Raw genomic sequence first — 26,097 nt, 5'->3', positions numbered from 1 at the left:
CCTGCGGTCAGGCCTGGACCCGCTTCCCCGTCGACCTCGGCAGCGCCAGCTTGATCTCCTGACGCAGGTCGTCGATCTTCGGGTAGTCCGCGTACTGACCGGTGAGCCGGTACATCTCGCGCAGCCGGTCCCAGGTGCGGTGCGAGGAGTTGGAGCCCATGGAGTTGAGCGCCAACCGCGCGTACCTGTCCGCCTGTTCGGGGTCGTCGGCGATGAAGCACGCCGAGGCCATCGACAGATGGTCGAAGATCTTCGAGCGGTCCCTGCCTCCCGCGCGCAGCGCCAGGGCCTCCTCGGCGTGCCGCTGCGCGATGACGGCGGCGGCCGGCTCGTGCTCGGCGAGCGTGCGGTAGGCGAGCGCCTGCATGCCGTGCAGATCCGCCTCGTCGAACATCTGCATCCAGCTCGGCGGCGGCACATCGCCCCGGTCGGAGACGAAGAGCTCCTCCGCCTGGCCGAGCGTGCGGCGCATCGCCTGGCCCTTGCCGAGGGACGCCTGCGCCCAGGCCTCGATGGTGTAGAGCATCGCCTTCGTACGCGGCAACACCTGGTCACCGGCGCCGGACTTGGCGAGCTTCATCAGGTCGAGCGCCTCACCGGGCGCCCCGAGGTGGATCTTCTGGCGGGCGGCCCGCGACAGGGCCTCGCCGGCCCGCGGCCGGTCCCCGCCCTCGCGCGCGGCGTGCGCGGCGATGACGAAGTACTTCTGAGCCGTGGGTTCCAGGCCGACATCGTGGGACATCCAGCCCGCGAGGACGGCGAGATTGGCGGCGACGCCCCACAGGCGCCGCTGCAGATGGTCGGGGTGGCGGTAGGAGAGCATTCCGCCCACTTCGTTGAGCTGGCCCACGACCGCCTTGCGCTGCAACCCGCCGCCGCGGGAGGCATCCCAGGCCCGGAACACCTCGACCGAGCGCTCCAGTTCCTCGATCTCCTGGGACCCGATGGGGGCCGCCTCGTATCGGTCGAACCCGGCCGCGTCGGCGTTGGCCGGAGGGGACAGCGGATCGTTGGTCCTGGGGGCATCGGCCACGAGGGCCGGATCGGTGTGCAGCCAGTCGTGCATGGCGGTGCTGAGTGCGGAGCCTGCGGCGAGCGCGGCACCCGCGCCCACCAAGCCGCGTCGGTTGAGCATGAGGTCCATTCCCGTGAATTCGGTGAGGACCGCCGCTGTCCGCTCGGGCGCCCACGGCACGCCATCGGGGCCCTGTTCCTCCGGGCCGCCGCCTTGCCGTTTCCCTACGCGCCCGTGTCGGACGAGACCGAGGTCCTCGATGGTCACGACACGGCCGAGTCGCTCGGTGAACAGCGCCGCCAGCACCCTGGGCACCGGATCGCGCGGGATCTCTCCCATGTCGATCCACCGCCGCACCCGCGAGGTGTCGGTCGCCAGCTGCGCGTGGCCCATGGCCGCGGCCTGCCGGTTGACCAGTCTCGCGAGTTCGCCCTTGGACCAGCCGGCCAGGCCGAACAGGTCGTTCAGGCGGGTGTTGGGTTGTCCGTTCACGTAAGCCCCCAGGTTCTCGGCTGAAATTGACAGTAGCCCTCTGTCAGTTGCAGGGCGACTATTCGCCAGGGTTCGCCAGGGTGCGCCAGCTGTTGTGCTCTCGGGCGCCTGGTGTCAGGTAGGAGTGCGCCACCCCGACCCGGTCGCAGCAGGGCATTCCCCAGGGTGTACCGAATCGGCCGGGCCGGGACGGCGCAGGCAACTCACTGGCACACGAAGGGATCTGTTTCGCCCATGTACGCAGCATCGTCCTCCGTGTCCGCCCCACCCCGGCCGCTCCGCCCCGCCCGTCCGGCGGTCGGCGGAAGCGGCCCGTACCTCGACCCCGCGCGGCCCGCGGCCCCGGCGCTGAACGGCATCGCCCGGCCGCGTCGCGCCCCGGGGCTCGGCACGCAACCGCTCAGCGGGAGACTCGACTTGTCCGGCCCTCAGGGCGCCCAGCTGCGCACGGCAATCGCGTCGGTGCACCGGATCTGCCCGGAGTTCCATCCGGTGCAGGTGTTGCGCCGCTCTCCGCGCTCCGTGCTCCTCGTCGGAACGACAGGGCGCAGCGCCGCCGTCGCGAAGTGTTTACTGGACCACGCTCCCGCCTACATGGCGCGGATCCGGCACGAGATAGCCGCATACCGCTCGTTCGTCCGACACCGGCCCCCGGTGCGGGTGCCCCGGCTCATCGCCGCGGACCCCGACAACGGCACGCTGGTGATCGAGCGGATGCCCGGCCGGGTGGCGGCCCTGCAGCGCCACCCGGCCGAGGCTCCGCCGCGGGCGGACGTGCGCGCCGCACTCGGTGCGATCTGCCGGCTCAACCAGTGGCGGCCGCCGGCGGGCACCTTCGACGCGCCACTGGACTACGCGACGCGGATCAATCGCTTCCACGACCTGGGCCTGCTCACGGACCGGGACATGGGCGATCTGCAGAAGCTGCTGCACGGGATCGCGCACAGCGCGGGCCGCGGCGGGATGGGCCAGTTCTGCCACGGCGACGCCCTGTTGTCGAACGTGCTGCTGGCTCCCACCGGTCCGGTGCTCGTGGACTGGGAGCACGCGGGCTGGTACCTGCCGGGCTACGACCTGGCGACGCTCTGGTCCGTGCTCGGCGACGCTCCGGTGGCGCGGCGTCAGATCAGTCAGCTCGCACAGTCCGGCGGGCCCGCGTCACGCGACGCGTTCCTGGTCAACCTGATGCTCGTACTGACACGGGAGATCCGTACGTACGAGACGGCCGTGCAGCGTTCCCTGCACGAACAGACCCCGGCGGCACCGTCGGTTCAGGCCCATCCCGGTGCTGCGCCGTCCGGTGAGGAGCAGCGGCTGTTGCTGCGCCGCCTGCACGACGACTGCAATATGGCCCGCAAGGCGGTGCGAGCGGCAGTCGGCACTCGCTGACGGGGACGAAGATCCGCGGGACGCCCGGAAGGAACAGGGCGCACCGCGGATCTTTGTGTGTCCGGGCCGAGGGGCACGGGCCGGAAATCCGGGGGAAACTCCGCTGGGCACCGCATGATTGACGGATCGTCGACGGGCCGATAGCACTGAGCCATCATCGGCCCGCAGGCACCGCGCGGCATCCCGAACCCGGCGTTCCCAGGAGGCACCGTTGTCCCGATACTTCACCGAAAGACGTTCCCGTGCGGGTGTGCGGGTGGCGGGCGGCACCCTCGGTGTGGCGGCGCTGCTGCTGCCGCTGCTCGGCGCGGCCCCGCCCGGCACCTCGGCCGAGGCCCCTTCGGGCCGGCTGCAAGGCGCGTTCGCTTCGGCCGCGGCCGAGTACCAGGTACCGCAGAGCGTGCTCCTCGGTGTGTCGTACCTGCAGTCGCGGTGGGACGCGCACGGCGGGGCGCCGAGCGTCACCGGCGGCTACGGCCCCATGCACCTGACGGACGCGCGCACCGCGCTCGCGAACGCGACGCGGCACAGCGAGGCGGCGGGCGATCCGCGCGGGGACGACTCACGAGCCCCGCTCAGGGCATCGAAGGCCGTGCCGAAGAACACCCAACTCCCTTCGCGGCTGCGGACGTTGCCGCGTGCCGCGGAGCTCACCGGCCTCTCCGCGGAGGAGTTGCGCGGCGACCCGGCGGCGAACGTGCGGGGCGGCGCCGCCCTCCTCGCGGCCGCCCAGAAGAAGCTCGGCAAGCCGCTCAGCGACCGGCCCGCCGACTGGTACGCGGCGGTCGCGAAGTTCTCCGGCGCGGACGACGCGGCGACGGCGGGCACGTACGCGAACGATGTGTTCGCGGTGATCCGCGACGGCGAGCGGCGCACCACGGACGCCGGTCAGCAGGTCACCCTCCGCGCCCGGCCGGACGCCCGGCCGCAGGCCGCGCAGATCGAGAAGATGGGCCTGCGCAAGGCGGACGCGGGCGGGACCGAGTGCCCGAAGACGGTGTCGTGCGAGTGGATCCCGGCGCCGTACGAGGAGTTCGGCGACGGGGACTACGGCAATCACGATCTCGCGGACCGTCCGAAGGACCAGAGCATCGACTACATCGTCATCCATGACACGGAGGCGACGTGGGAGCAGACGCTCAAGCTGGTCCAGGACAAGACGTATCTGGCGTGGCACTACTCGCTGCGCTCGACGGACGGGCACATCGTGCAGTCCATCAAGAACAAGGACGTCGGCTGGCACGCGGGCAACTGGTACGTCAACGCGAAGTCGATCGGCCTGGAGCACGAGGGTTTCCTCGCACAGCCGGACTCCTGGTACACGGAGGAGATGTACCGGTCTTCGTCGCGCCTGGTGAAGTACCTCTCGAAGAAGTACGGCATCCCGCTGGACCGGCAGCACATCCTGGGTCATGACACGGTGCCGGGCCCGACGACGTCCACCATCAAGTCGATGCACACGGACCCGGGCCCGTACTGGGACTGGTCGCACTACTTCGCCCTGATGGGCAAGCCGTTCCACCAGTCGGCGGGGCCGGACGGCGGGCTCGTGACCGTCGCCCCCGAATTCGACGAGAACCAGCCGGAGTTCACCGGTTGCGAGAAGGCGGGCGTGGCTTGCGCGCCGCACGGTTCGAGCGCCGTGCGCCTCTACACGGAGCCCAGCGAGGACGCCGCGCTGATCAAGGACATCGGGCTGCGCCCGGGCGGCGAGCCCTCGACGATCGACGTCAATGACATGGCGTCGCGGGTCTCGGCAGGCCAGCAGTACGCGATCGCCGGCCGCGAGGGCGACTGGACGGCGATCTGGTACCTGGGCCAGAAGGCCTGGTTCAAGAACCCGGCCACGCAGCCGACCGCCGTGCCTGCCAAGGGACTTGTGGTCACGCCGAAGCCCGGCGCGAGCGAGGTACCGGTGTACGGGCGGGCCTACCCGGAGAAGGAGGCCTACCCCTCGGGCATGACGCCGCAGGCGATCTCGCCGCTGCCGTACAAGCTGCTCTCGGGCCAGCGCTACGCGACGGGTGGGACGACCAGGGGCGAGTACTTCTACTCCCCCACGTTCGACACCTCGTCGCACAAGGTGGTCAAGGGCAAGGACGTGTACTACGAGATCCAGTTCGGGCACCGCGTCGCATGGGTGCGGGCAGCGGATGTGCAGGTGCTGCCCTCGACGGTGTCGTAACGCCCGACGCGTGCTGTGCGCGCTGCTCAGCCCTGCTGGAACAGCTCCGCCGGCAGCGGCTTGAGCAGCGCGTACAGGTCGTCCGTGATCGGGCGGTCCCAGGACGCGATGGTCACGAGCACATTGTCGCTGCGGTCGAACTGGACGCAGGAGATCCGCGTCTCGGAGAGCTTCAGGCGGCGCACCACCAGGAGGTTGTCGCCCTGCATCACCGGGACGTCCTCCACGTCGGTGACGGTGACTTCCTCGTCGTTCTCGAGGGCCACGAGGAGCTGGGCGACCTCGAAGGGGATGTCACCGTCGTCCACCTCGCGGGCCGGGGAGCCCTCGGGCAGGTTGCCGATGACCATGGCGGGGCCGCGGCCGCCGAACAGGTCGTAGCGCAGGAACACGCCCTGGCAGGTTCCGTCGGGGGCGGGCAGCAGACCGGCGCCCAGGTTTCCCGGCCAGTCGCCCGGATCCATGGCCAGGACGTCGAAGTCGGGACCCGCGGGGGTCGCAGCGCGGCGGCGGAGGAAGGACATGCCGCAATGGTACGTCGACGCTCCGCGTGGGCCGGTCTCGGGTCGTCCACGTTGACGCCGTAGCCCTCGTTTCGCCGCCCCCGGGGACACAGCGGTGGCCTACTCCCCCAGCGCCGCCGCCAGCCCCTTCGCGTCGGTGCCCAGCTTGCGGTAGGCCGATGACAGGAGACGGACGACCGTGGGCTCGTCCACGTGGAGGTCCCGCGCGACCTCGGACGGGCACAGGCCGTGCGCGGCGCACCGTGCCGCCGCCCGCTCCCGTGCGGTGAGCGTGTCGGTGACCGCGCCGTGCAGGGGCCGCGGCCGCAGACCCGCCGCGGCCAGCTCGTCGCGGGCGTTCTGGGCCAGGCCGTCGGCTCCGCAGCCGACCGCCGTGTCGAGTCCCCGGTAGAGGTGCTCCGCCGCCTCCTTGGCGTGGCCCTTACGGCGCAGTTCCGCGCCGAGGGCGACGAGCGAGCAGGCCAGCTCGTAGCCCGCGGGTGAGCGCTCCAGGTGGGCGACGGACTCCTCCAGGAGCTTGGCGCGCTCGGTGCCGGAGGAGACCTCGGCCGCGGTGCGCAGGGCCTGGCCCACGGCGGACGGCGCCCCGTAGTGCCGGGCCCGCTCGACGGCGTCCTCCGCGAGGGCCCGGGCCCGCTCGGGCGCGGCCGAGGCCTCGGCGCGGGCGAGGTGCAGCTGCCAGGGGCACCACGCGGGGTTGCGCATGCCGCGCGGGTCGAGGCGGCGGCCCGCCGCGGCGAGCTCCTCGGCGGCGGCCTCGGTGCGGCCGAGCGCGAGGAGGAGTTCGCCGTAGACGGTCTGTGCGTCGGGGAAGACGACGGCGGCGGGGAACGGCGGGCCGAAGGCGTGCTCCTCCGCCACCTCCTTGGCCTCGGGCGCCCGGCCGCGCGCGAGCAGCACCTCGACGAGGGTGCCGACGGCGTACCAGTGGGCGGGGGTGCCGGGTCCGACGCGCCGGGCGAGACCCAGGCCCGCGCGCACGAAGTCCTCGGCCTCGGCGAGCCGCCCGCGGCGGTAGCGGATGTAGCCGAGCAGCGTGTACGCGAAGGACAGGTGGGCGCCGCGCCAGCCCGCCCGCTCGAAGTCGGCGATGCCCTCGACGAAGAGTTCCTCGGTGCGGCCCGGACGGTCGGCGTAGACGAAGGCCATGGCGACGAGGACGGGGACCTCGAAGCCGCGGTCCTCGTCGGCGGCCCAGCACAGCCCGCCGGCCAGCGCCCGCTCGGCGTGCTGGATCACCGTGTCGGCGGGCTCGCCGCGCAGGGTGGCGTCCCAGGTGCGCAGGCCGATGAGGTAGCGCTCGGTGAGGTCGCGTCCGGTGAGCCGGTCGGCGAGTTTCGCGAGGCGTCGGGAGCGGGCCGGGGAGTCGGGTTCGTCGGAGCGGAAGGCGTCCCACATGAACTGTTCGGCCTGCATGCGCAGGCGTACGCGCGGGTCGTCGGTGACGCGGATCTCGCGGGCGAGGGTCTCGGAGGCCTCGGCCAGCCGGTCGGTGTGGGCGAGGACTTGGGAGAGGCGGTAGACGATGCCGTGCCGCAGGGCGGGGTCGGTGATGGGTTCTTCGAGGGCGGCACGCAGGTGGTTGACGGTGGTGGCGGGCTCGGTGAGCAGGGATGCGCTGCCGAGTTCGTAGAGGACGGCGGCGCGGTCGTCGAAGGCCGGGGGTTCGCGCAGGGCGCGGGCGAGGTAGCGGCGGGCGGCGTCGGGGGCGCCCGCGCGGACGGTCTCGGCGGCGGCGGCGCGCAGCTGCCGCACGACCCACGGGTCGCTTTCGGGGTGGGTCTCCAGGAGGTGCCGGGCGGCGGCGCAGGGGCCGAGGCCGGCGTCGAGGACGGTCCAGGCGGCCTGCCCGTGCAGGGCGACGCGGATGCCGCCGGGGATGGCGCGGTAGACGGCGGTGGCGATGAGCGGGTGGACGAATTCGAGCGACTCGACGCCCTTGAGCACGCGGGCGGTGCGCAGCCGGTCGGTGGCGTCGGCCGCCTCTTCGGGGCCCAACCCGGCGACGTTCGCGGCGAGTTCGGGCACGATCTCGGTGCCGAGCACGGCGCAGGCCCAGGCGAAGCGGACGGTGGAGGCGCCGAGGCGTTCGATGCGGGCGACGAGTCCGCTGCCCTTCGCGGCGGCGGCGAGGTCGCGCAGCAGGTGGGCGCCGTTCTCGGTGGGGACGAGGCCGCGGTCGCGGACCTTGGCCGTCAGCTCGACCGCCTCGAAGGGGTTGCCCGCGGTGACGGCCCAGCACTCGCGGCAGAAGGCGTCGTCGGCGTGGCCGCCGAGCGAATCGCGGACGAGTCCCGCGATGGCGGTGGCGCTGAGCGGTTCGAGTCCGAGGGCGCGCCGGCCCGAGCGGCCCGGAAGGCCGCGCAGGGCCTCGGCGTGGTCCGGGAGTTCCTCGGGGCGGTAGGCGACGACGAGCAGGAGTGGCAGTTCCTCGGCGCGCGGAGCGAACGCGGCGAGCCAGCTCAGGGACTCCGGGTCGGCCCAGTGGGCGTCGTCGAGGACGAGGACCATGGGGGCCTGCTGCACGGCGAGGTGGGTGAGTACCCAGTCGAGGCCGTCGCGCAGGCCCTGCGGGTCGGGCGGTGCGCCTTCGGTGGGGGCGCACAGGCCGAGGGCGGGGCCCACGATCGCGTACCAACTGCCCAGTGTGGCGCGGAGGTCGGCGGCGGAGGCGCCCGCGAGGCGTGGCTGGAGGAGCTGGCGCGCGACGTGGAAGGCGACGCCCTGCTCCTGGTCGCCGCCGCGTGCGTACAGGACGGTGCAGCCCTTGGCTGCGGCCTTGCGTCGCACTTCGGCGAGGAGGCTGGTCTTGCCGAGTCCGGCGGTCGCGGCGACGGCGAGCAGCGCGCCATGCGGCCGGTCCGGGGGTTCGCCGCCGTCCCGCGGGATCCCGGTCACCTCGTTCAACACCGCGTCCACGACGGCGAGTTCACTGTCCCGCTCGAACAGCTTCCGCCTGCCCCTGCCATCGCTCCGCACCATGGCGCACCCCCACCCGCGGCGCGGTCGCGCACCACGGTTTCCAGGCACCTCAGCGTACGCCGGGGTGCTCCCGCCGGAGCGTGATGCGCCATTCTCGGTACGAAACCCGGTGCCGTTAAGGTACGGGTCCATGACGGTGACGGTGCTCGACTACTGGCGGGGCGACCTGGACGCCGTGCCCGACGAGGTGTGGCGCCACCCCGAGCTGCGGGTGCTGTTGTTGGCCGACAATCGACTCGCACATCTTTCCGAGCACATCGGCACGCTGACGCGTCTGCACACCCTCGACCTCGGGCACAACCGGCTCACCTCGGTCCCGGCGGAGCTCGGCGCGCTCACCGGCCTGAACCGTTTCCTGTATCTGCACGACAACCGGCTCACCGGGCTGCCGGATTCGCTGGGTTCCCTCGACCGGCTCGCGTATCTGAATGTCGGCGAGAACCGGCTGACGGGGCTGCATTCCACGCTCGGCGCGATGACCGGCCTCGTGGAGCTGCGCGCTCAGCACAACCGCCTCGATGCGCTGCCGGACGGGATCGGCGGGCTCACGGCGCTCCGGGAGCTGTGGCTGCGGGGCAACCACCTCTCCGCGCTTCCCGCGTCCGTACGGGAGCTGGCGGAGCTGCGGGAGGTGGAGCTGCGGGACAACGCGTTCGCCGACGTGCCCGAGGCGCTGCGCGGGCTGCCCCGCCTGCGCCGGCTCGACCTGCGCGGCAATCGGCTCCGCGAGGTGCCGGGATGGGTCGCGGAACTGCCCGGACTGGAGAAGCTCGACCTGCGCTGGAACGACGTGCGCCTCGCGCCCGGCCTGCTCGACGAGCTGGCCGGGCGGGGCTGTGTCGTGCTGCGCTGAGCGGCTCAGTCCGCGTCCGGCTCCGGCGGGACCACCGCCACCGGGCTCGCCGCGTGCAGCAGGGCCGCGTGGGTGACCGAGCCGAGCATGGGGGCGGGGCGGGTCAGGCGGCGGCGGTGGCGGCCGACGACGACCAGTTCCGCGTCGCGCGAGTTCTCGACGAGATGGCCCGCCGCGTCCCCCGGCACCACCAAAATCTCAACCTCGACTTTAGGGTGAGAGTCCCGCAATTCCGCGAGGGTCTCATCGGCCACTCGAAGCGTGTCGCGCTCGGTCGCCTCCTGGTCGACGGCCGTGGGCGTGAAGTCCCCGTACGCCGTCCACGCCAGGACCGGCCACGGATAGGCGACGACGACCTGCAGCCGGGCACCCGTACGGGCCGCGTGCGCGAACGCGAAGGCCAGCGTCGCGTGGTCCGGCGCGTCCGCCTTGAGCCCGACCGCGACGCGCGGCCCCTGCGGCACCGCCGCGTCACCGTGCACCTCGCGCCCCGGCCGCGGCACGACGACGACCGGGCAGGCCGCGTCGCGCGCCGCCGACACGCTGTTCGAGCCGAGCACGAGGCCCGCGAAGCCGCCGCGCCCGCGCGAGCCGACGACGAGGAGCTGGGCCTCGGCGCTCATCTCGGACAGCACCACGGCCGGCAGCCCGATCCGGCTGATGAACTCGAGCGGCGGCAGCCCCTCGCGCGCCTCCAGATCCTTGCGCAGCTCCGCGAGCACGGTGTCGTTCTCGGGCCCCTCGTCGAAGTCCGCCACGAGCACTTCGGCCTGGAGGAACGGCGCGTACTGCTGCACATGTACGACGCGCAGCTCGGCGCCGCGCCGGTCCGCCTCGGCGAGCGCCCACTCCAGGGCGCGGAGGCTGTCGTCGGAGCCGTCTACCGCGGCGAGGACGGGCAGGTGGTGCGGGGTGGGCATGATCTCTTCGCCTCCGACGCTGGGCGCGTCGCCGCGCCCTCATTGACCGGCTGTTCCTGTGGCCAGGCTCGCAAATGCCGGGGCCACAGGACAGGGCCGTTGGTCCTGTGTCGGAACTACGTAAGCAAAGAGTCTCGAAAGCGGCTACGTGAGGTCGAACTCGCCCCCTCGGGCACCGCTCACGAACGCCCCCCACTCGGCCGGCGTGAAGATCAGGGACGGGCTCTCTGGGTGTCCGCCGTTGCGCATCGCGATGAAGCCCTCGACAAAGGCGATCTGGACATCGCCCTGTCCTCCGCTGCTGGACCGCCAATCCGCTTTGCTGAGGTCCAGGTCCGGCTTCTGCCACCCCATGAGCGGGTGCTGGTCGATGGTGCTCTCGGCCACGTCCGTGCTCCTCCCGGTTCGTCGTCCGTGCGCCAGCCTAGCGATCGGCCCGTGCCGCGCACAGGCCGCGAAGGGGTTGAAGGTCAACGCGCGTTCATCGGGTGGGTGGTTCGGAGCCGACGAGCCACATGGAGAAGAACTGCGAGCCGCCTCCATAGGCGTGCCCGAGGACCTTCCGCGCGCCGTCGACCTGGTGTTCTCCGGCCTGTCCGCGCACCTGGAGCGCCGCTTCGGCGAAGCGGATCATCCCGGAGGCGCCGATGGGGTTGGTGGACAGGACGCCGCCCGACATGTTGACGGGGAGGTCCCCGTCGAGTTCTGTGACGCCCGCTTCGGTGAGCTTCCAGCCCTCTCCCTCGTCCGCGAAGCCGAGGTTCTCCAGCCACATCGGCTCGTACCAGGAGAACGGCACGTACATCTCGACGGCGTCGATCTCGCGGCGCGGGTCGGCGATCCCGGCCTGCCGGTACACGTCGGCGGCGCAGTCCTTGCCGGCCTGCGGGGAGACGAAGTCCTTGCCCGCATGGAGGGTCGGTTCGCTGCGCATGGCGCCGCCGTGCATCCAGGCGGGCGGCTTCGGCGAGCGGTCCGCCCCCGCGCGGTCGGTGAGGATCATCGCGCAGGCGCCGTCGGAGGAGGGGCAGGTCTCGGAGTAGCGGATGGGGTCCCAGAGCATGGGCGCCGCCTGGACCTTCTCCAGGGTGATGTCGTGCTCGTGGAGGTGGGCGTAGGGGTTCTTCAGCGCGTTGCGGCGGTCCTTGTAGGCGACGACCGAGCCCACGGTGTCGGGGGCGCCGGTCCTGCGCATGTACGCGCGCACGTGCGGTGCGAAGAAGCCGCCGGCTCCGGCGAGCAGTGGCTGCTGGAACGGGATGGGCAGCGAGAGGCCCCACATCGCGTTCGACTCGGACTGCTTTTCGAAGGCGAGGGTAAGTACGGTGCCGTGGACGCGGGCGGCGACGAGGTTGGCGGCGACGAGCGCCGTGGAGCCGCCCACGGATCCGGCGGTGTGCACGCGGAGCATCGGCTTGCCGACGGCGCCGAGCGCGTCGGCGAGGTACAGCTCCGGCATCATGACGCCCTCGAAGAAGTCGGGCGCCTTGCCGATGACGATGGCGTCGATGTCGGCCCAGGTCAACTCGGCGTCTTCCAGGGCTCGTTGGGCCGCTTCGCGGACGAGCCCGGCGATCGACACGTCCCGGCGGGCGGCGACGTGCTTGGTCTGCCCGATGCCGACGACGGCTACCGGCTCTTTGTGGGACACGGCCTTGGACATCACTGGTCCTCCCCTTCGAGTACGGCGACCAGGTTCTGCTGGAGGCAGGGCCCGGAGGTGGCGTGGGCGAGAGCGCGGTCGGAGCCCCCGGCGTGGATGCGGGCGGCGGCCTCGCCGATGCGGATGAGCCCGGCGGCCATCACCGGGTTGGCGGCGAGCGCGCCTCCGGAGGGGTTCACGGCGACGTCGTCGCCGAGGCTCAGGGCGCGGCGCAGGACGACCTCCTGCGAGGTGAACGGGGCGTGCAACTCGGCGGTGTCCACGGGCCGTTCGAAGGCTCCGGCGCGCTCGGCGGCGAGCCGGGTGGAGGGCGAGTCGGTGAGGTCGCGCACCCCGAGGCTGTGCGCCTCGATGCGGTGGTCGATGCCACGGATCCAGGCGGGCCGCTCGCACAGTTCCCTGGCGCGGTCGCCCGCGGCGAGGATCACGGCCGCGGCGCCGTCCCCGATCGGCGGGCAGTCCCCGGTGCGCAGCGGATTTACGACGTAATCGCCGTGCGGCACGCTCCCCCGCAGCTGGGCGTGCGGATTTCCCGTGGCGGACTCGCGGCTGCGGGCGGCGACGCCGGCGAGCGCGGGTTCGTCGGTGTGCCCCTCGTCGATCAGCGCCTGCGCCTGGAGGGCGGCGAGCGCGACGGAGTCGGGCCACAGCGGGGCGACGTAATACGGGTCGAGCTGACGCGTCAGGACGTCGCGTACGGAGCCCGGCGAGGACTTCCCGTACGCGTAGACGAGCGCGGTGTCGGCCTCGCCGGTCAGCAGCTTGGTCCACGCCTCGTACAGGGCCCACGCGCCGTCCATCTCGACGTGCGACTCGGAGATCGGCGGCCAGGCGCCGACGCCGTCGAGCGCCATGGTGAACGAGAAGGCGCGCCCGGCGAGGTAGTCGCTCGATCCCGAGCAGGTGAACCCGATGTCACTGGTCTTCAGGCCCGTGGCGTCGAGGACCTGGTGCAGGACGGGCATCAGCATCTCGACCTCCGACTGTTCGTCGGAGGTACGTGTGTGGTCGGTCTGCCCGAAGGCGACGACGGCGATGTCCCGGATCGGCGGCCGCATCAGACCATCTCCTTGTACGTCTCGTAGTCGGCGTCGGGTTCACCGGTGGGCCGGTAGTGGTCGGGGTAGCGCCCGCCCTCCGTCCACACGGGTTCGACGCGCAGGCCCATCCGGACCTGGTCGTACGGGATGCCTCCGATGCGGCCGTGCAGGGCGAGGTCGGCGCCGTCGAGGGCGATGTGGGCGTAGACGTACGGGACTTCGATGTCGAGGTTCTTCGCCTTGATGTTCACGATGCAGTACGTGGTGACGGTGCCGCCGGGACCGACCTCGACCTGGTCCGTGGTGGCGACGCCGCAGGTCGGGCAGGCGCCGCGGGGCGGGATGTACACCTTGTGGCAGGAGGGGCAGCGCTCTCCCACGGTGCGGCGCTCGGCGAGGGCGTTGATGTAGCGGGTCTGGGCGCCGCCCGGGCTGTAGGTGTAGTCGAGGCGGGCGGGGGCGACGATGCCGGTGACGGCGTCCTCGAACTCGCCGCTGTGCGGGGCCGGTTGGGTCTGCGGTGAGTCACCCTCGTAGGGTTCGAAGCACGCGATGTCCGTGATGGCGCCCTCGCGTTCCTCGGCCCAGCGGACGCGGACGCGCATGCCGGAGTGCACGGCGTCGGGGCCCGGGGCGTCGAGCGCGTGCAGCAGTCCGGTGTCGGCGCCGTCCAGGGTGACCAGGACCCAGGCGAAGGGGGTGTCGAGGGGCTGGCCGCGCCGCGGCTCGGGGTTCCAGGCCCAGGTGGTGACGGTGCCGGTGGCGCCGACCTCGACGAGGTCGCGGATCTCCTCGGCGGTCACGGGGTCGTACTCGACCGGCGGCACCATGACCTTCCCGTCGCCGGTCCGCACGCCGAGGACGGTGCGGTCGCGCAGACCGCTGAGGAAGGCGGACTGGACGGGGCCGAGGGAGCGGGTGAAGGGGAACTCCACGACCAACGGCGCGCGCAGCACCTCCGGTTGGGCGGTGGATGTCATGAGGCCTCCTTGACGGATGGGCGTACGGGACGGAATGGCACGGCTGCGGGCCTCACTCGCGCCGGAACTCGGCGGGCCGCTTCTCCGCGAACGCGCGGGCGCCCTCCTTCGCGTCGGCGGTGTCGAAGATGGGCCAGCCGCGCTTCAACTCCGAGGCGAGGCCGTCCGTTTCGGTCATCTCGGCGGTCTCGTAGACGGACGCCTTGACCGCCTCGACGGCCAACGGGCCGCACGCGTTGATCTGTTCGGCGATCTCCAGCGCCGCGTCGAGCGCCGTTCCGTCGGGCACCACGCGGCCGACGAGCCCGATCGCCGCGGCCTCCGGGGCCGGGTAGGGCCGACCGGTCAGCAGCATCTCCAGGGCGTGGGTACGGGGCACCTGGCGCGGCAGCCGCACCGTCGAGCCGCCGATGGGGAAGAGGCCGCGCTTGACCTCGAAGAGCCCGAAGGTGGCCGACTCCCCCGCCACCCGGATGTCCGTGCCCTGGAGGATCTCGGTGCCGCCCGCGACGCAGTGCCCCTCGACCGCCGCGATGACGGGCTTGCGCGGCCGGTGGTGGCGCAGCATCGCCTTCCAGTGCAGCTCGGGGTCGGCCTTGAGGCGGTCCCGGTAGTGCTCGCCCTCCATCCCCTTGCCCGCGAGGGCCTTGAGGTCCATGCCCGCGCAGAACACACCACCCGCCCCCGTGAGCACGATGGAGCGGATCGAGTCGTCCGCGTCGGCCTCCACCCACCCGTCGTAGAGGCCGACGAGCATCGGCAGGGACAGCGCGTTCTTGGCCTCCGGCCTGTTGAGCGTGAGTACGAGCGTGGCGCCCTCGCGCCGGACGTCGAGATGTTCGGTCCCACCCATGAGGGGTCCTCCAGTCAGCCGCAGCCTCGGACCTGGAACAGGTTGCAGTAGGGCACGTGCCAGTTCAAGAGTTTTCTGACACTCAGTCAGTTTTCTTGTGCGGGGCCCCTTCCCCCTTACCCCCCGTTCTGTTCTGATGACGGCCAGGAGGCGCCCGGGAGACATCCGGCCCTGGATCATCTGGATCAGGAGGAGCGCGGTGGAGTACAACCTTGCCGACCTGTTCGAGTCGGTCGTCGACGTGGTCCCGGACCGCGAGGCGCTCGTCTACGTGGATCATCCCGGTACGGGCGCGGAACGCCGGCTCACATACGCCCAGCTGGACACGGCGGCCAACCGGGTCGCACACCACTTGATCGCGGCCGGGATACGCCCCGGCGAGCACCTGGGGCTGCACCTCTACAACAGCGTCGAGTACCTGCAGACGGCGCTCGGCTGCCTCAAGGCGCGGGTCGTCCCGGTGAACGTGAACTACCGGTACGTGGAGGAGGAGTTGGCCTACCTCTACCAGGACGCGGATCTCGCGGCGCTCGTCTTCGACACGGAGTTCACGCCGCGCGTGGCGGCGGCGCTTCCGCGCGCGGAGAAGCTGCGCCACCTGGTGCGGGTGGGCGCCCCCGAGGCGGACGCGCCGGCGCTGAAGGCGGTGGACTTCGAGGAGGCGACCGCGCAGTCCTCCCCCGAACGCGGCTTCGCGCCGCGCTCTCCCGACGACCAGTTCATCATCTACACCGGCGGCACCACGGGCATGCCGAAGGGTGTGATGTGGCGTCAGGAGGACCTGTTCTTCGCCGGGTTGGGCGGCGGGGCGCCCACGGGTGAGCCGGTGTCACGGCCCGAGGAGCTGGCCGAGCGGGTGGCGGCGGGCGGTGACGGCATCACGTTCTTCCCCACTCCCCCGCTGATGCACGGCACCTCGACGCTCACGGCGTTCATCGGCTTCAACTTCGGCCAGCGCGTGGTCATCCACCGCAAGTTCGCTCCTGAGGAGGTGCTGCGCACCATCGAGAAGGAGAAGGTGACCAGCATGTCCCTGGTGGGCGACGCGATGTTGCGCCCGCTCATCGACGCGCTGAGGGGGCCGCTGAAGGGCACGGACTGCTCGTCGATGTTCAGTGTCTCGTCCTCGGGCGCGATCATGTCGGACACGGTGCGCGCCCAGTTCCAGGAGCTGGTCCCGAACACCATGCTGCTCAACAACTTCGGCTCGTCCGAGTCCGGCTTCAACGGCACGGCGACGGCCGACTCGGGCGCGGGCTCCGGCTTCCACGTCCGGGTCAACTCCCGTACGCAGGTGGTGGACCCGGCGACGTACGAGCCGGTGGCGGTCGGTGAGGTGGGGCGGATCGCGCAGCGCGGCCATGTCCCGCTCGGCTACTACAACGACCCCGCGAAAACCGCCGAGACGTTCTTCCAGAAGGGTGACGAGCGCTGGGTGTTGCTCGGTGACATGGCGACGGTCGACGAGCAGGGCATCGTCACGGTCCTCGGGCGCGGCTCGCAGTGCATCAACACGGGCGGCGAGAAGGTGTACCCGGAGGAGGTCGAGCAGGCCCTCAAGTCCCACCCGGACATCTACGACGCGCTGGTGGCCGGTGTGCCGGACGAGAAGTGGGGCAACCATGTGGCTGCGGTCGTCCAGCTCATGGACGGCGCGGACGGGCTGACCCTGGACACCGTCCAGACGCACTGTCGCAGCCACCTCGCCGGCTACAAGATCCCCCGCCAGCTGGTGGTGACGGACAGCATCCAGCGCTCCCCGAGCGGCAAGGCGGACTACCGGTGGGCGCGGCAGGTGGCTGCGGAGGGCGACGCGTAGGCCCCCTCCGCAGCAGGTTCAGGCAGCGGGTTCAGGCAGCGAGTTCAGAACGGGTTCAGTCGAGGCAGAACTCGTTGCCCTCGACGTCCTGCAGCGTGATGCAGGACTCGTTCTCGTCGTCGGCGCGCTGCGTCAGTACATGCGTCGCGCCGAGCGCGTACAGGCGCTCCGCCTCGGCTTCGAGCACCGCGAGCCGCTCGTCGCCGACGAGTCCGATGCCGGCCCGTACGTCGATGTGCACCCGGTTCTTGACGACCTTCCCCTCGGGGACGCGCTGGAAGTACAGGCGCGGCCCCTCGCCCTTGGGGTCGGCTGCGGCGGACCAGGCCTCGTCCTCGTCGGCCCCGGGCGGCATGACGTAACCGAGCACCTCGCACCAGAAGCGGGCGACCCGCACGGGCTGCGCGCAGTCGAAGGTGATCTGGACCTTCTTGATCGTGGTCATCGGCGCACCCTAGCAATGGTGTTCTGTTTCGCGGCAGGAATTTTCGGTTGCCTGGCCCCTTCCCCGGTGCTGAAGTGACCGGATGGATCACGATGCAGTGCTGGCCCTGTTCGACCGGCAGATGCGGTGCGAGGCGCGGCCCGACGAGGCCGGGGCGCGGGTCGAGCGGGTCGGCGACGTGGTGTGCCACGTCGGCCCGGCGGCGGGCTGGAACGGGGTGCTGTGGTCGGGGCTCCACGAGCGGTCCGCCGGCGCGGCGATCGCCGAACAGGTCCGGTTCTTCGGCGGGTTGGGCCGCACCTTCGAGTGGAAGACGTACGCGCACGATGCGCCGGCCGACCTTGCCGACCGGCTCAAGGCCGCCGGGTTCGTACCGGAGGACCCGGAGACGCTGCTCGTCGCGGAGACGGCCGCGCTGCCCCTCGACACCGCACCGCCTGAAGGGATCCGGCTGCTCCCGGTCACCGATGAGGCGCAGGTGGGGCTGGTGGAGCGGGTGCACGAGCTGGCCTTCGACTCCGGCCGCTCGGCCATCGGCCACCAGCTCCGCGCCCAGCTCGCCCAGGACCCGGCCACGGTCCCCGCGGTCGTGGCGCTGCACGGCGACGAGCCGGTGAGCGCCGCCCGTATGGAGCTGCACCCGGGGACGGCGTTCGCGAGCCTGTGGGGCGGCGGCACTGTCCCCGAGTGGCGGGGCCGCGGGATCTACCGCTCGCTCGTCGCCTTCCGCGTCCGCATCGCCGCCGAGCACGGATTCGCCTACGTCCAGGTGGACGCGTCCTCGTACAGCCGGCCGATCCTGGAACGCCTGGGGTTCGTGGCGCTCGGGACCACCACGCCGTACGTCTGGGAACCCCAGGTCACCCGCTGACACCGGAACCGGCGCGTCGTATGTCTTGACGACTGCGGTCACTCCTTGAATTACTGATCGACAGCAGGGCAACCGAATGATCGGTCGGGAGTTTCGGGAGAGCGTGCGATGGCGTCGATGGCGACGGACTGGCGGGACGAGGGCGAGCGGCTGGGCGCGGACGAGCTGCGGGCGCTGCAACTGGAGCGGCTGCGCTGGACGCTGCAGCGAGTGTACGAGTGGGTGCCGTTCTACCGCGAGGCCTTCGACAAGGCGGGCGTGCGGCCCGAGGACTGCCGCACCCTGGCGGACCTGGGGCGCTTCCCCTTCACGACCAAGGCGGACCTGCGGGACAACTATCCCTTCGGGATGTTCGCCGTGGAGCAGTCCGAGGTGCGGCGTCTGCACGCGTCGAGCGGCACGACGGGGCTGCCCACGGTCGTCGGGTACACCGAGGCCGACCTGTCGATGTGGTCGGACATGGTGGCGCGGGCGATCCGCGCGGCGGGCGGCAGGCCGGGGCACAAGGTCCATGTGGCGTACGGGTACGGCCTGTTCACCGGCGGGCTCGGCGCGCACTACGGGGCGGAGCGGCTCGGGTGCACGGTGATTCCGGCGTCCGGCGGCATGACGTCGCGGCAGGTGCGGTTGATCCTGGACCTGAAGCCCGAGATCATCATGGTGACGCCCTCGTACATGCTCACGCTCCTCGACGAGTTCGAGCGCCAGGGCGTCGATGCGCGCACCAGCTCCCTGAAGGTCGGCATCTTCGGCGCGGAGCCGTGGACCGAGGAGATGCGGCGCGAGATCGAGGAGCGGGCGGGGATCGACGCGGTCGACATCTACGGCCTGTCGGAGGTCATGGGTCCTGGTGTGGCCCAGGAGTGCGTGGAGACCAAGGACGGGCTGCACATCTGGGAGGACCAGTTCTATCCGGAGGTCGTCGACCCGATCACGGGTGAGGTGTTGCCGGAGGGTGAGCACGGCGAGCTGGTCTTCACGTCGCTGACCAAGCAGGCGCTGCCGATCGTCCGGTACCGGACGCGGGACCTGACGCGGCTGCTGCCGGGGACGGCCCGTCCCGCCTTCCGGCGCATGGAGAAGATCACCGGGCGCAGCGACGACATGGTGATCCTGCGGGGCGTGAATCTGTTCCCCACGCAGGTCGAGGAGATCGTGCTGCGCACGCCGGGCGTCGCTCCGCACTTCCAGCTCCGCCTCACCCGCGAGGGCCGCATGGACGCACTCACCGTGCGCGCCGAGGCCCGGCCCGACGCGACGCCGCAGGAGCGGGAGGCGGCGGCGCGCGCCATCGCGGCGGGGATGAAGGACGGGGTGGGGGTGACGGTGGGCGTGGAGATCGTCGAACCGGAGTCGCTGGAGCGGTCGGTGGGGAAGATCAAGCGGATTGTGGACGAGCGGAAGCGTTGATGCGGTCTACACCACACGCCGTATGAAGGTTCACACAGTCGTTCGCACGAATCCGGTGACCCGGCGCCCACCGCCTCTTACGCTCAGCAACATGACTCAACTTTCACCCAACTCACCCATGGGCAAAGGAAGTTCGAACATTTTTGAGCAGATCGGTGGCGATGAAGCGGTCAGCGCCGTCGTGGATCTCTTCTACGACAAGGTCCTCGCCGACCCCGAACTCGCGCACTACTTCACGGACATCGGCCTGGAGGGGCTCAAGGACCACCAACGGCTCTTCATCGGTCAGGCCTTGGGCTCCACCGAGCCCTACAGCGGGCGCACCCTGGCCGACGCCCACGCGTATGTGTCCGTCACGGACACCGCCTTCGACCTCGTCATCGAGCACCTCGGGGCGGCGCTCGCCGAGGCCGGGGTCGACGAGGACACGATCGGCACGATCGCCACGTCGCTGAGCCCGTTACGGAAGGACATCGTCACCGCCTGAACCGGTCCCGCAGCTCCCGTTTGAGGATCTTGCCGGAGGCGTTCCGCGGCAGCTCGTCCACGAAGACGACCCTCTTGGGCGCCTTGAAGTGGGCGAGCCGCTCGCGCGCGTGGGCGATGAGATCCTCCTCGGTGACGTCCGCGGTGCGCACCACGACCGCCGTGACCGCCTCGATCCAGCGCTCGTCGGGCAGGCCGACCACGGCGGTCTCGGCGACGGCCGGGTGGGTGTAGAGGGCGTCCTCGACCTGGCGTGAAGCGACGAGGACGCCGCCGGAGTTGATGACGTCCTTCACCCGGTCGACGACCGTGAAGTAGCCCTCACTGTCGCGCACCGCGAGGTCTCCCGACCTGAACCAGCCGTCCCGGAAGGCCTGTTCGGTCTCCTCCGGCTTGTCCCAGTAGCCGTCGCACAGCTGCGGGGAGCGGTAGACGACCTCGCCGGGTGTGCCGTCGGGCACGTCCTTGCCCTCGTCGTCGACGACCTTCGCCTCGACGAACAGCACCGGCCGCCCGCACGAGTCCATCCGCCCCTCGTGCTCATCGGGCCCGAGGACGGTGGCGAGCGGCCCGATCTCGCTCTGCCCGAAGCAGTTGTAGAAGGCGAGCCCCGGCAGCCGCGCACGCAGCCGCTCCAGGACCGGGACCGGCATGATCGAGGCTCCGTAGTACGCCTTGCGCAGCCCGCTCAGGTCGCGGGCGGCGAACTCGGGGTGCTGGGAGAGCCCGATCCACACCGTCGGCGGCGCGAACAGGCTGTCCGCCTCCCCCGCCTCCACGAGGTCGAAGACCCGGTCGGCGGCCGGCGCGTCGAGGATCGTGTTGGTGGCGCCCACCGCCAGGTACGGCAGCAGGAACACGTGCATCTGCGCCGAGTGGTACAGCGGCAGCGCGTGCACCGGACGGTCCGTGTCCTTGAGGTCGAGCGCGTGGATGGCGCTCACGTACTCGTGGACGAGCGCGCGGTGCGTCATCCGGGCGCCCTTGGGCAGCGCGGTGGTCCCCGACGTGTAGAGCAGTTGCGCCAGTTCGTCGGCGCCCGGCGACTCCCCGTCGTACGGCGCGCTCGCCGCGAGCCGCGTGAGCAGCGTGTCGTCCGCGTCGCGCAGCGGCAGCACCGGCACGTCACCGGGGAGCCGGTCCGCGATGTCTGGGTCGGCGAGGACGAGCGAGGCGCCGGACTGGCGCACGATGTACGCGAGGTCGTCACCGGTCAGGTTCTGGTTGACGGGGACGTGCACGAGCCCCGCGCGGGCGCAGGCCAGGAACCCGATCAGGTACGCGTCCGAGTTGTGCCCATAGGCACCGACCCGGTCACCCGGCGCGAGGCCCTCGGCGCGCAGGGCCCCGGCCGCGCGGGACACGGCGTCGTCCAGTTCCTCGTACGTCCATGAGCGCGGCCCGTACCGCAGGGCGACGCGCACCGGGGTGCGGCGCGCGCTGCGGCGCAGGACTCCGTCGACGGTGCTGCTGGCGGCCTCGGAATGGGGCCTCCCCTGCTCGAGCGGAGCCGAGAGCTTGGGGAAAAGTGACCTCGTCATGGCGTGATCCTGTGCGGTGACGGGCGCCGGGTCAAGGTGGTCGCGCCGCCCCGGCACCGGGTTCTACCGGGCGTGCGTGACGGCCCAGTCGAGGGCGTGGTCGGCGATGGCCTCCCAGCCGGGCGCGGCGGGCACCAGGTGCGGCATGCCGGGGAACTCCTCGATCTCCGTGAGCGCGGTCGACTTGTAGTGGCGGGCGTTGGACTGCTGCACCTTGGGAGGCATCAGATGGTCCATCTCCGCGGACAGGAACAGCAGCGGGGCGCGCGCGGCGTTGTGGTAGTCGACGTGTGTGCTCTGGTGGCCGGGGCGCAGCGTGGCCAGTGCGCTGTCCCAGAAGATGCCACCGGAGGCGGGGACCGCGTACCGCTCGTACAGCGCCCTGGACTCCTCCTCCGGGAGCGTGTTGGTGAAGGCGTAGTGCCACTGCTCGAAGGTCAGGCCGACCGCGCGGTGCCGGTTGGCCGGGTTCTTCAGCACCGGGAAGGCGGACTTGAGCTGGCTCAGCGGCAGCACCGCGACGCCTTCCGTCGGCGCGGAGCAGATGGCCACGCCCGCGGCGCCGTGGCCCCGGTCGAGCAACAGCTGCACGAACACGCCCCCGGCGGAGTGGCCGATGAGGACAGGTGGCTTGTCGAGGCCGCTGACCAGGGTTTCCAGGCTCTCGACGATCTGCGGGACGGTGACCTTCTCGATCGGCTCGGTGTCGGCGTTGAGGGATTCGACCTCCGCCTCGAAGCCGGGGTAGGCGGGTGCGAGGACGCGGAATCCGCGCTTCTCGTAGTGGGCGATCCAGTGCTCCCAGCTCCTCGGGGTCACCCAGAAGCCGTGGATCAGGACGATGGTGTCGGGGCCACTCATGGCTCCTCCAGGCGCAGTTCGGCGGGTGGCACAGGTCAGCGGGTGGCGCGGTGTGCGGCCTCGATGTGGCGGACGACGACGTCCGGGCGGGACATCATCACGACGTGCGAGGCGTTCTTGACCTCGACGACCGTGCTCTTGGCGCGTTCGGCCATGAAGCGCTGCACGGCGGGCGGGATGACTCGGTCGGCGCTCGCGACGACGTACCAGGACGGCAGGGACTTCCATGCCGGTACACCGCTCGGCCCGCCCAACCCGCCGATGCTGCCCGGACGTTGGGCCGTCGCCATGACGTCGGTCTGCGCGCGCGGCAGGTCCTGGGCGAACACGTCGTGGAACTTCGCGGGGTCGATGTAGCCGTCCACGCCGGGCTCCGCACCGGGGATCGGGTAGGGCCGGGGCACGAGGGCGCTCTCCAACCGGCTGCCGGGGAACTTTGCGGCCAGGTCCAGCGCGCTCTCGCCCTCGTCGGGTGCGAAGGCGGCGACGTAGACGAGAGCCTTGACGCCCGCGTGGCCGCGGGCGGCGTTGGTGATGACCTCCCCGCCATAGGAGTGGCCGACGAGGATCAAAGGGCCGGGGATCGTGTCGAGCACGCTGCGGACGTACGCCGCGTCGCCTGCCAGGTCCCGCAGGGGGTTGGCGGGGGCGATGACCGGAAAGCCGGCCCGCAGCAGCCGGGCGGTGACGGCGTTCCAGCCGGAGGCGTCGGCGAACACGCCGTGGACGAGGACGACGGTCGGCCTGGTGCCGGTGTCCTTGCCCGCGGCGGCCGGCGCGGGGGTGGCCGCGGCGCCGAGGGTGAGGGCGCCGCCGGCCGCGAACAGCCCGCCGAGGACACGGCGGCGGGGAGGGTGTCCGGGGATCATCCGTTGTTCCTTTCGAGGTCTGGGGTCCGGAGTCGGAGGTCGGGAGCGCGGTGCCCCGGGCCCGAAGTCAGGATTCATGACTCACGAGTTGAGGAAGTCGAGGAGGTCGGCGTTCAGTTGCTCCTTGTGCGTGTCCGTGATGCCGTGCGGAGCACCCGGGTAGACCTTCAGCGTCGCGCTCTTGATCCGGGCCGCCGAGGCCTTGCCGCCCACCTCGAACGGCACGACCTGGTCGTCGTCGCCGTGGATGACGAGGGTGGGTACGTCCACGGCGTCCAGGTCGGCGCGGAAGTCGGTGGCGGAGAAGGCGGCGATGCACTCGTAGGCGCCCCGGTGACCGGCCTGCAGGCCCTGGCGCCAGAACGCGTCGCGGATACCCTGGGAGACGTCGGCGCCGGGCCGGTTGTTGCCGAAGAACGGCCCGTCGGCCAGGTCGCGGTACAGCTGTGAGCGGTCGGCGAGGGAGCCGGCGCGCATCGCGTCGAACACCTCGACCGGGACCCCGCCCGGGTTGTCCGCGGTCTTGAGCATGAAGGGCGGCACCGCGGAGATCAGCACGAGCTGTGCGAGGCGGGCGGTGCCGTGCCGTGCGATGTAGCGCGCCACCTCGCCGCCGCCGGTGGAGAATCCGACGACGGTGATGTCACGCAGATCGAGGGTGTCGACGAGGGTGGCGAGGTCGTCGGCGTAGGTGTTCATCTCGTTTCCGTGCCACGGCTGGTCGGAGCGGCCGTGGCCGCGCCGGTCGTGGGCGATGGCACGGAATCCGTGGGTGGCCAGGAACAGTTGCTGCGACTCCCAGCTGTCGGCGTTCAGCGGCCAGCCGTGGCTCAGGACGACCGGACGGCCCGTGCCCCAGTCCTTGTAGTGGATCCGGGTTCCGTCCGCTGCGGTGACGAATGGCATGTGAGGCTCCCGATCGCAGGGGATGTGCGGGAGCCCGATCGTTCACCGGCGGGAGGGCCACGCGAACCACGAACGGCGCGTAGTCCTGAGCCTGTTCCTCAAGGGCGCGCCCGGCCGAGCTGCCGCCGGGAGGTCACGTCCAGCTTCCGGAACACCTTGCGCAGGTGGTAGTCGACCGTGTTCGCGCTGATGAACAGCTGGGCGGCGATCTCGGCGTTGGTCGCGCCGTCTCCGGCGAGCCGGGCGATGGCCCGTTCCTGCGGGGTCAGCGGGTTCGCGGCCCCGGCCCGCGGCGGACCGACGCGCTCTCCGGTGGCCTCCAGTTCCCGGGCGGCGCGGGCCGCGTAGGCCGCGGCGCGCATCTCACGGAACAGGGCCAGGGCGGCCCGCAGTTGCTCGCGCGCGTCCTTGCGGCGCCTTCGCCGGCGCAGCCACTCCCCGTACAGCAGATGCGCGACGGCGAGGTCCGCTTCGGTGCCGGCACCGCACAGCAGCTCGACGGCCCGGCGGTACGACGGCTCAGCGCCGTCCGCCGGAGCGAGCAGGGCCCTGGAGCGCGCCAGGACACCGAGCGCCCAGGGAGTGCCGGCCGCCGTGGCGCGGTCCGTGAGCGTGCGCAGCGTCGTGGCGGCGAGTGCCCGGTCACCGCTGCGGACGCCCACCTCGATCACGGACGGCAGGAGCCGGGAGTGCAGCCCGAGCGCGTCGTTCCTGACCAGCTCGTGCGCGACGGGCCGGGCCTTGGCGTAGTCGCCGCTGCCGAGCGCCAGGACCACCGCTCCGCTCTGCGCCAGGGACTCCATCGCGCCGTTGCCGAGGGCGCCCGCCGTCCTCAGCGACCGACGCAGCTCGTCGTCGACCGTCTCGTCCTCGGCGTGCCAGGCGAGCAGCTCCGGGTTCCGGCAGATCTGCCCCTGGGCGACGCTCAGGCCCATCGCCCTGCGGATCTGCTGGTTCTCGGCCACCAGGCTGTCGGCCGCGGCGAGGTGGCCGAGTGTGGTCTCGGCCATGGCGGCGCACAACAGGATGCCGTCGAGGTGCCACAGGGCTCCGCTGCGGCGGGCGACGGCGTCGGCACGCCGGAGTAATCGGCTGCGGGCCTCGTGGTCCCACACGAGGGTGGAGTACCAGACTCCCAACTGGTAGCCGCGCAGGACCACTTCGTCGGGGGTGTCGGGTACCAACAGCGCGTCGAGGGCCTCGCGCAGTCGGGGAACGGCCCGCTCGTAGCCGTCGCAGGCGAGGGCGGCGAATCCGTTCAGGAGAAGGTCCAACGGCGCCGCGGGGCCGGGCTCCGGGGCACGTGTCAGTACCGCCTTCGCGATCTCGGCGGCCGTCGTCGCCCGCGCCCGGTGCCGCGCGGTCAGCGTCCACTGGGCCGCCCGCAGCAGGGCCTCGCGGGTCAGCTCCGGATCCCGTGTTCCGACAGCCGCCGACGCGGACAGGCACAGCGCCGCCGCCCTGGCGTGCGAGTCGGGTTCGCCCAGGCCGTTGAGGGCTCCGGCGCGCACCAGAAGGGCGCGGCCCTGGGCCACACCGTCCAACAGGCCCAAGTCGACGGCGTCCAGCAGCACCTTCGTCTGGAGCGGCGCGCCCGCCGTGAAGGCGGCCTCGGCCGCGGCGAGCAGCCTTCCGGCGCGTGTGCCGTCCTGCGGGGTCAGCTCGGCCGCCCGGGTCAGGAAGGTGGCACGGGCCGCGTGGCCGCCGCGCGCACCCGCCAGGTCGGCCGCCCGCTCCACCTGGTCGGCGACGGCGGCGTCCGGTCCGGGCGCGGCCGCGGCGCGGTGCCAGGCGCGCCGGTCGCTGTCGTCCGGGCGGTCGGTGACCTCGGCGAGCGCGCGGTGCGCACGGCGCCGGTCGACGCTGGTGGCGCCCGCGTACACCGCTGAACGCACCAGCGGGTGGCGGAACTCGACGCCTGCGCGCAGCACCACGAGCCGGGCCGCCTCGGCCGGTCCTGAGGCGTCCGCGCCGATCCCGAGGGTCGCGGCGG

Annotated in this window: 22 protein-coding genes; 7 read left to right on the top strand and 15 right to left on the bottom strand. The window is 71.8% G+C overall.

Translation table 11 applies throughout. The annotated features are described in order from the left end of the window. Nucleotides 1-7: 7 nt before the first annotated feature. Nucleotides 8-1,507: a DNA-binding protein NsdB gene (locus OKJ99_RS32365; protein WP_326021570.1), complete on the bottom strand. Its 1,500-nt coding sequence runs from the start codon at nucleotides 1,505-1,507 to the stop codon at nucleotides 8-10. Nucleotides 1,508-1,741: 234 nt separating this feature from the next. Between OKJ99_RS32365 and OKJ99_RS32360 the strand changes: the two genes are divergently transcribed. Together OKJ99_RS32360 and OKJ99_RS32355 are read left to right on the top strand one after the other, a co-directional pair. Next, a complete protein-coding gene (locus OKJ99_RS32360) occupies nucleotides 1,742-2,896 on the top strand; it encodes an aminoglycoside phosphotransferase family protein (protein ID WP_326021569.1) in 1,155 nt (384 codons plus the stop codon). Nucleotides 2,897-3,107: 211 nt separating this feature from the next. Next, nucleotides 3,108-5,081 carry an N-acetylmuramoyl-L-alanine amidase gene (locus tag OKJ99_RS32355; protein WP_407700811.1) on the top strand — a complete coding sequence of 658 codons (1,974 nt, stop codon included), beginning with the start codon at nucleotides 3,108-3,110 and terminating at the stop codon, nucleotides 5,079-5,081. Between the two features lie 26 nt (nucleotides 5,082-5,107). Here OKJ99_RS32355 and OKJ99_RS32350 read toward each other — a convergent pair whose 3' ends face one another. Together OKJ99_RS32350 and OKJ99_RS32345 are read right to left on the bottom strand one after the other, a co-directional pair. Beyond that, on the bottom strand, nucleotides 5,108-5,605 hold the full coding sequence (locus tag OKJ99_RS32350) for a hypothetical protein (protein WP_326021568.1): 498 nt from the start codon (nucleotides 5,603-5,605) through the stop codon (nucleotides 5,108-5,110). 99 nt (nucleotides 5,606-5,704) lie between these two features. After that, nucleotides 5,705-8,587 (bottom strand): ATP-binding protein, encoded by a 2,883-nt coding sequence (locus tag OKJ99_RS32345; RefSeq protein ID WP_326021567.1) that lies wholly within the window; start codon nucleotides 8,585-8,587, stop codon nucleotides 5,705-5,707. Between the two features lie 130 nt (nucleotides 8,588-8,717). Between OKJ99_RS32345 and OKJ99_RS32340 the strand changes: the two genes are divergently transcribed. Further along, nucleotides 8,718-9,440: a leucine-rich repeat domain-containing protein gene (locus OKJ99_RS32340; protein ID WP_326021565.1), complete on the top strand. Its 723-nt coding sequence runs from the start codon at nucleotides 8,718-8,720 to the stop codon at nucleotides 9,438-9,440. A 5-nt stretch (nucleotides 9,441-9,445) separates the two neighbouring features. Here the strand turns inward: OKJ99_RS32340 and OKJ99_RS32335 are convergent, their stop codons facing one another. The 6 genes from OKJ99_RS32335 to OKJ99_RS32310 form a co-directional block, all read right to left on the bottom strand. After that, nucleotides 9,446-10,360 carry a universal stress protein gene (locus OKJ99_RS32335; RefSeq protein WP_326021564.1) on the bottom strand — a complete coding sequence of 305 codons (915 nt, stop codon included), beginning with the start codon at nucleotides 10,358-10,360 and terminating at the stop codon, nucleotides 9,446-9,448. Between the two features lie 144 nt (nucleotides 10,361-10,504). Further along, nucleotides 10,505-10,747 carry a DUF397 domain-containing protein gene (locus OKJ99_RS32330; RefSeq protein WP_326021563.1) on the bottom strand — a complete coding sequence of 81 codons (243 nt, stop codon included), beginning with the start codon at nucleotides 10,745-10,747 and terminating at the stop codon, nucleotides 10,505-10,507. Nucleotides 10,748-10,841: 94 nt separating this feature from the next. Then, on the bottom strand, nucleotides 10,842-12,023 hold the full coding sequence (locus OKJ99_RS32325; protein ID WP_326021561.1) for a thiolase domain-containing protein: 1,182 nt from the start codon (nucleotides 12,021-12,023) through the stop codon (nucleotides 10,842-10,844). Further along, nucleotides 12,023-13,081 (bottom strand): thiolase domain-containing protein, encoded by a 1,059-nt coding sequence (locus OKJ99_RS32320; protein WP_326021560.1) that lies wholly within the window; start codon nucleotides 13,079-13,081, stop codon nucleotides 12,023-12,025. Before OKJ99_RS32320 ends, OKJ99_RS32325 begins: the two co-directional genes overlap by 1 nt. Then, a complete protein-coding gene (locus tag OKJ99_RS32315; RefSeq protein ID WP_326021558.1) occupies nucleotides 13,081-14,043 on the bottom strand; it encodes a Zn-ribbon domain-containing OB-fold protein in 963 nt (320 codons plus the stop codon). The genes OKJ99_RS32320 and OKJ99_RS32315 overlap by 1 nt, the downstream gene beginning before the upstream one ends. Nucleotides 14,044-14,095: 52 nt before the next feature. Beyond that, nucleotides 14,096-14,896 (bottom strand): crotonase/enoyl-CoA hydratase family protein, encoded by an 801-nt coding sequence (locus OKJ99_RS32310; protein ID WP_326021557.1) that lies wholly within the window; start codon nucleotides 14,894-14,896, stop codon nucleotides 14,096-14,098. Nucleotides 14,897-15,095: 199 nt separating this feature from the next. On the opposite strand from OKJ99_RS32310, the gene OKJ99_RS32305 reads away from it, so the two are divergent. Then, the gene (locus OKJ99_RS32305) at nucleotides 15,096-16,715 is read left to right on the top strand and encodes an acyl-CoA synthetase (RefSeq protein ID WP_326021556.1); all 1,620 of its coding nucleotides are present in this window, start codon (nucleotides 15,096-15,098) and stop codon (nucleotides 16,713-16,715) included. A 55-nt stretch (nucleotides 16,716-16,770) separates the two neighbouring features. Here OKJ99_RS32305 and OKJ99_RS32300 read toward each other — a convergent pair whose 3' ends face one another. After that, nucleotides 16,771-17,160 (bottom strand): VOC family protein, encoded by a 390-nt coding sequence (locus OKJ99_RS32300; protein ID WP_326021555.1) that lies wholly within the window; start codon nucleotides 17,158-17,160, stop codon nucleotides 16,771-16,773. A gap of 82 nt (nucleotides 17,161-17,242) precedes the next feature. On the opposite strand from OKJ99_RS32300, the gene OKJ99_RS32295 reads away from it, so the two are divergent. The 3 genes from OKJ99_RS32295 (at nucleotide 17,243) to OKJ99_RS32285 (ending at nucleotide 19,928) form a co-directional block, all read left to right on the top strand. Continuing rightward, nucleotides 17,243-18,031, top strand: coding sequence for a GNAT family N-acetyltransferase (locus OKJ99_RS32295; RefSeq protein ID WP_326021554.1), 789 nt, complete (start codon nucleotides 17,243-17,245; stop codon nucleotides 18,029-18,031). Nucleotides 18,032-18,139: 108 nt separating this feature from the next. Next, a complete protein-coding gene (gene paaK, locus OKJ99_RS32290) occupies nucleotides 18,140-19,441 on the top strand; it encodes a phenylacetate--CoA ligase PaaK (protein WP_326021552.1) in 1,302 nt (433 codons plus the stop codon). 91 nt (nucleotides 19,442-19,532) lie between these two features. Continuing rightward, entirely contained in the window at nucleotides 19,533-19,928 is a 396-nt protein-coding gene (locus OKJ99_RS32285; RefSeq protein WP_326021550.1) for a group I truncated hemoglobin, read from the top strand. Here OKJ99_RS32285 and OKJ99_RS32280 read toward each other — a convergent pair. From OKJ99_RS32280 to OKJ99_RS32260, 5 genes are all read right to left on the bottom strand, one after another. Continuing rightward, entirely contained in the window at nucleotides 19,918-21,468 is a 1,551-nt protein-coding gene (locus tag OKJ99_RS32280) for an acyl-CoA synthetase (RefSeq protein WP_326021548.1), read from the bottom strand. The genes OKJ99_RS32285 and OKJ99_RS32280 overlap by 11 nt on opposite strands. 63 nt (nucleotides 21,469-21,531) lie before the next feature. Then, nucleotides 21,532-22,329 carry an alpha/beta hydrolase gene (locus OKJ99_RS32275; protein ID WP_326021547.1) on the bottom strand — a complete coding sequence of 266 codons (798 nt, stop codon included), beginning with the start codon at nucleotides 22,327-22,329 and terminating at the stop codon, nucleotides 21,532-21,534. Between the two features lie 35 nt (nucleotides 22,330-22,364). After that, entirely contained in the window at nucleotides 22,365-23,198 is an 834-nt protein-coding gene (locus OKJ99_RS32270) for an alpha/beta fold hydrolase (RefSeq protein ID WP_326021545.1), read from the bottom strand. 81 nt (nucleotides 23,199-23,279) lie between these two features. Beyond that, on the bottom strand, nucleotides 23,280-24,104 hold the full coding sequence (locus OKJ99_RS32265) for an alpha/beta fold hydrolase (protein WP_326021543.1): 825 nt from the start codon (nucleotides 24,102-24,104) through the stop codon (nucleotides 23,280-23,282). A 98-nt stretch (nucleotides 24,105-24,202) separates the two neighbouring features. Beyond that, the coding region (locus OKJ99_RS32260) for a helix-turn-helix transcriptional regulator (protein ID WP_326021542.1) at nucleotides 24,203-26,097 on the bottom strand (1,895 nt) is incomplete at its 5' end.

Origin of the sequence: Streptomyces endophyticus, assembly GCF_035798155.1 — a bacterium.
GTDB classification, from domain to species: Bacteria; Actinomycetota; Actinomycetes; order Streptomycetales; family Streptomycetaceae; genus Streptomyces; species Streptomyces endophyticus.
The sequence above is the reverse complement of the archived record's forward strand: the minus strand, read 5'-3'. Positions and strand labels throughout refer to the sequence as shown.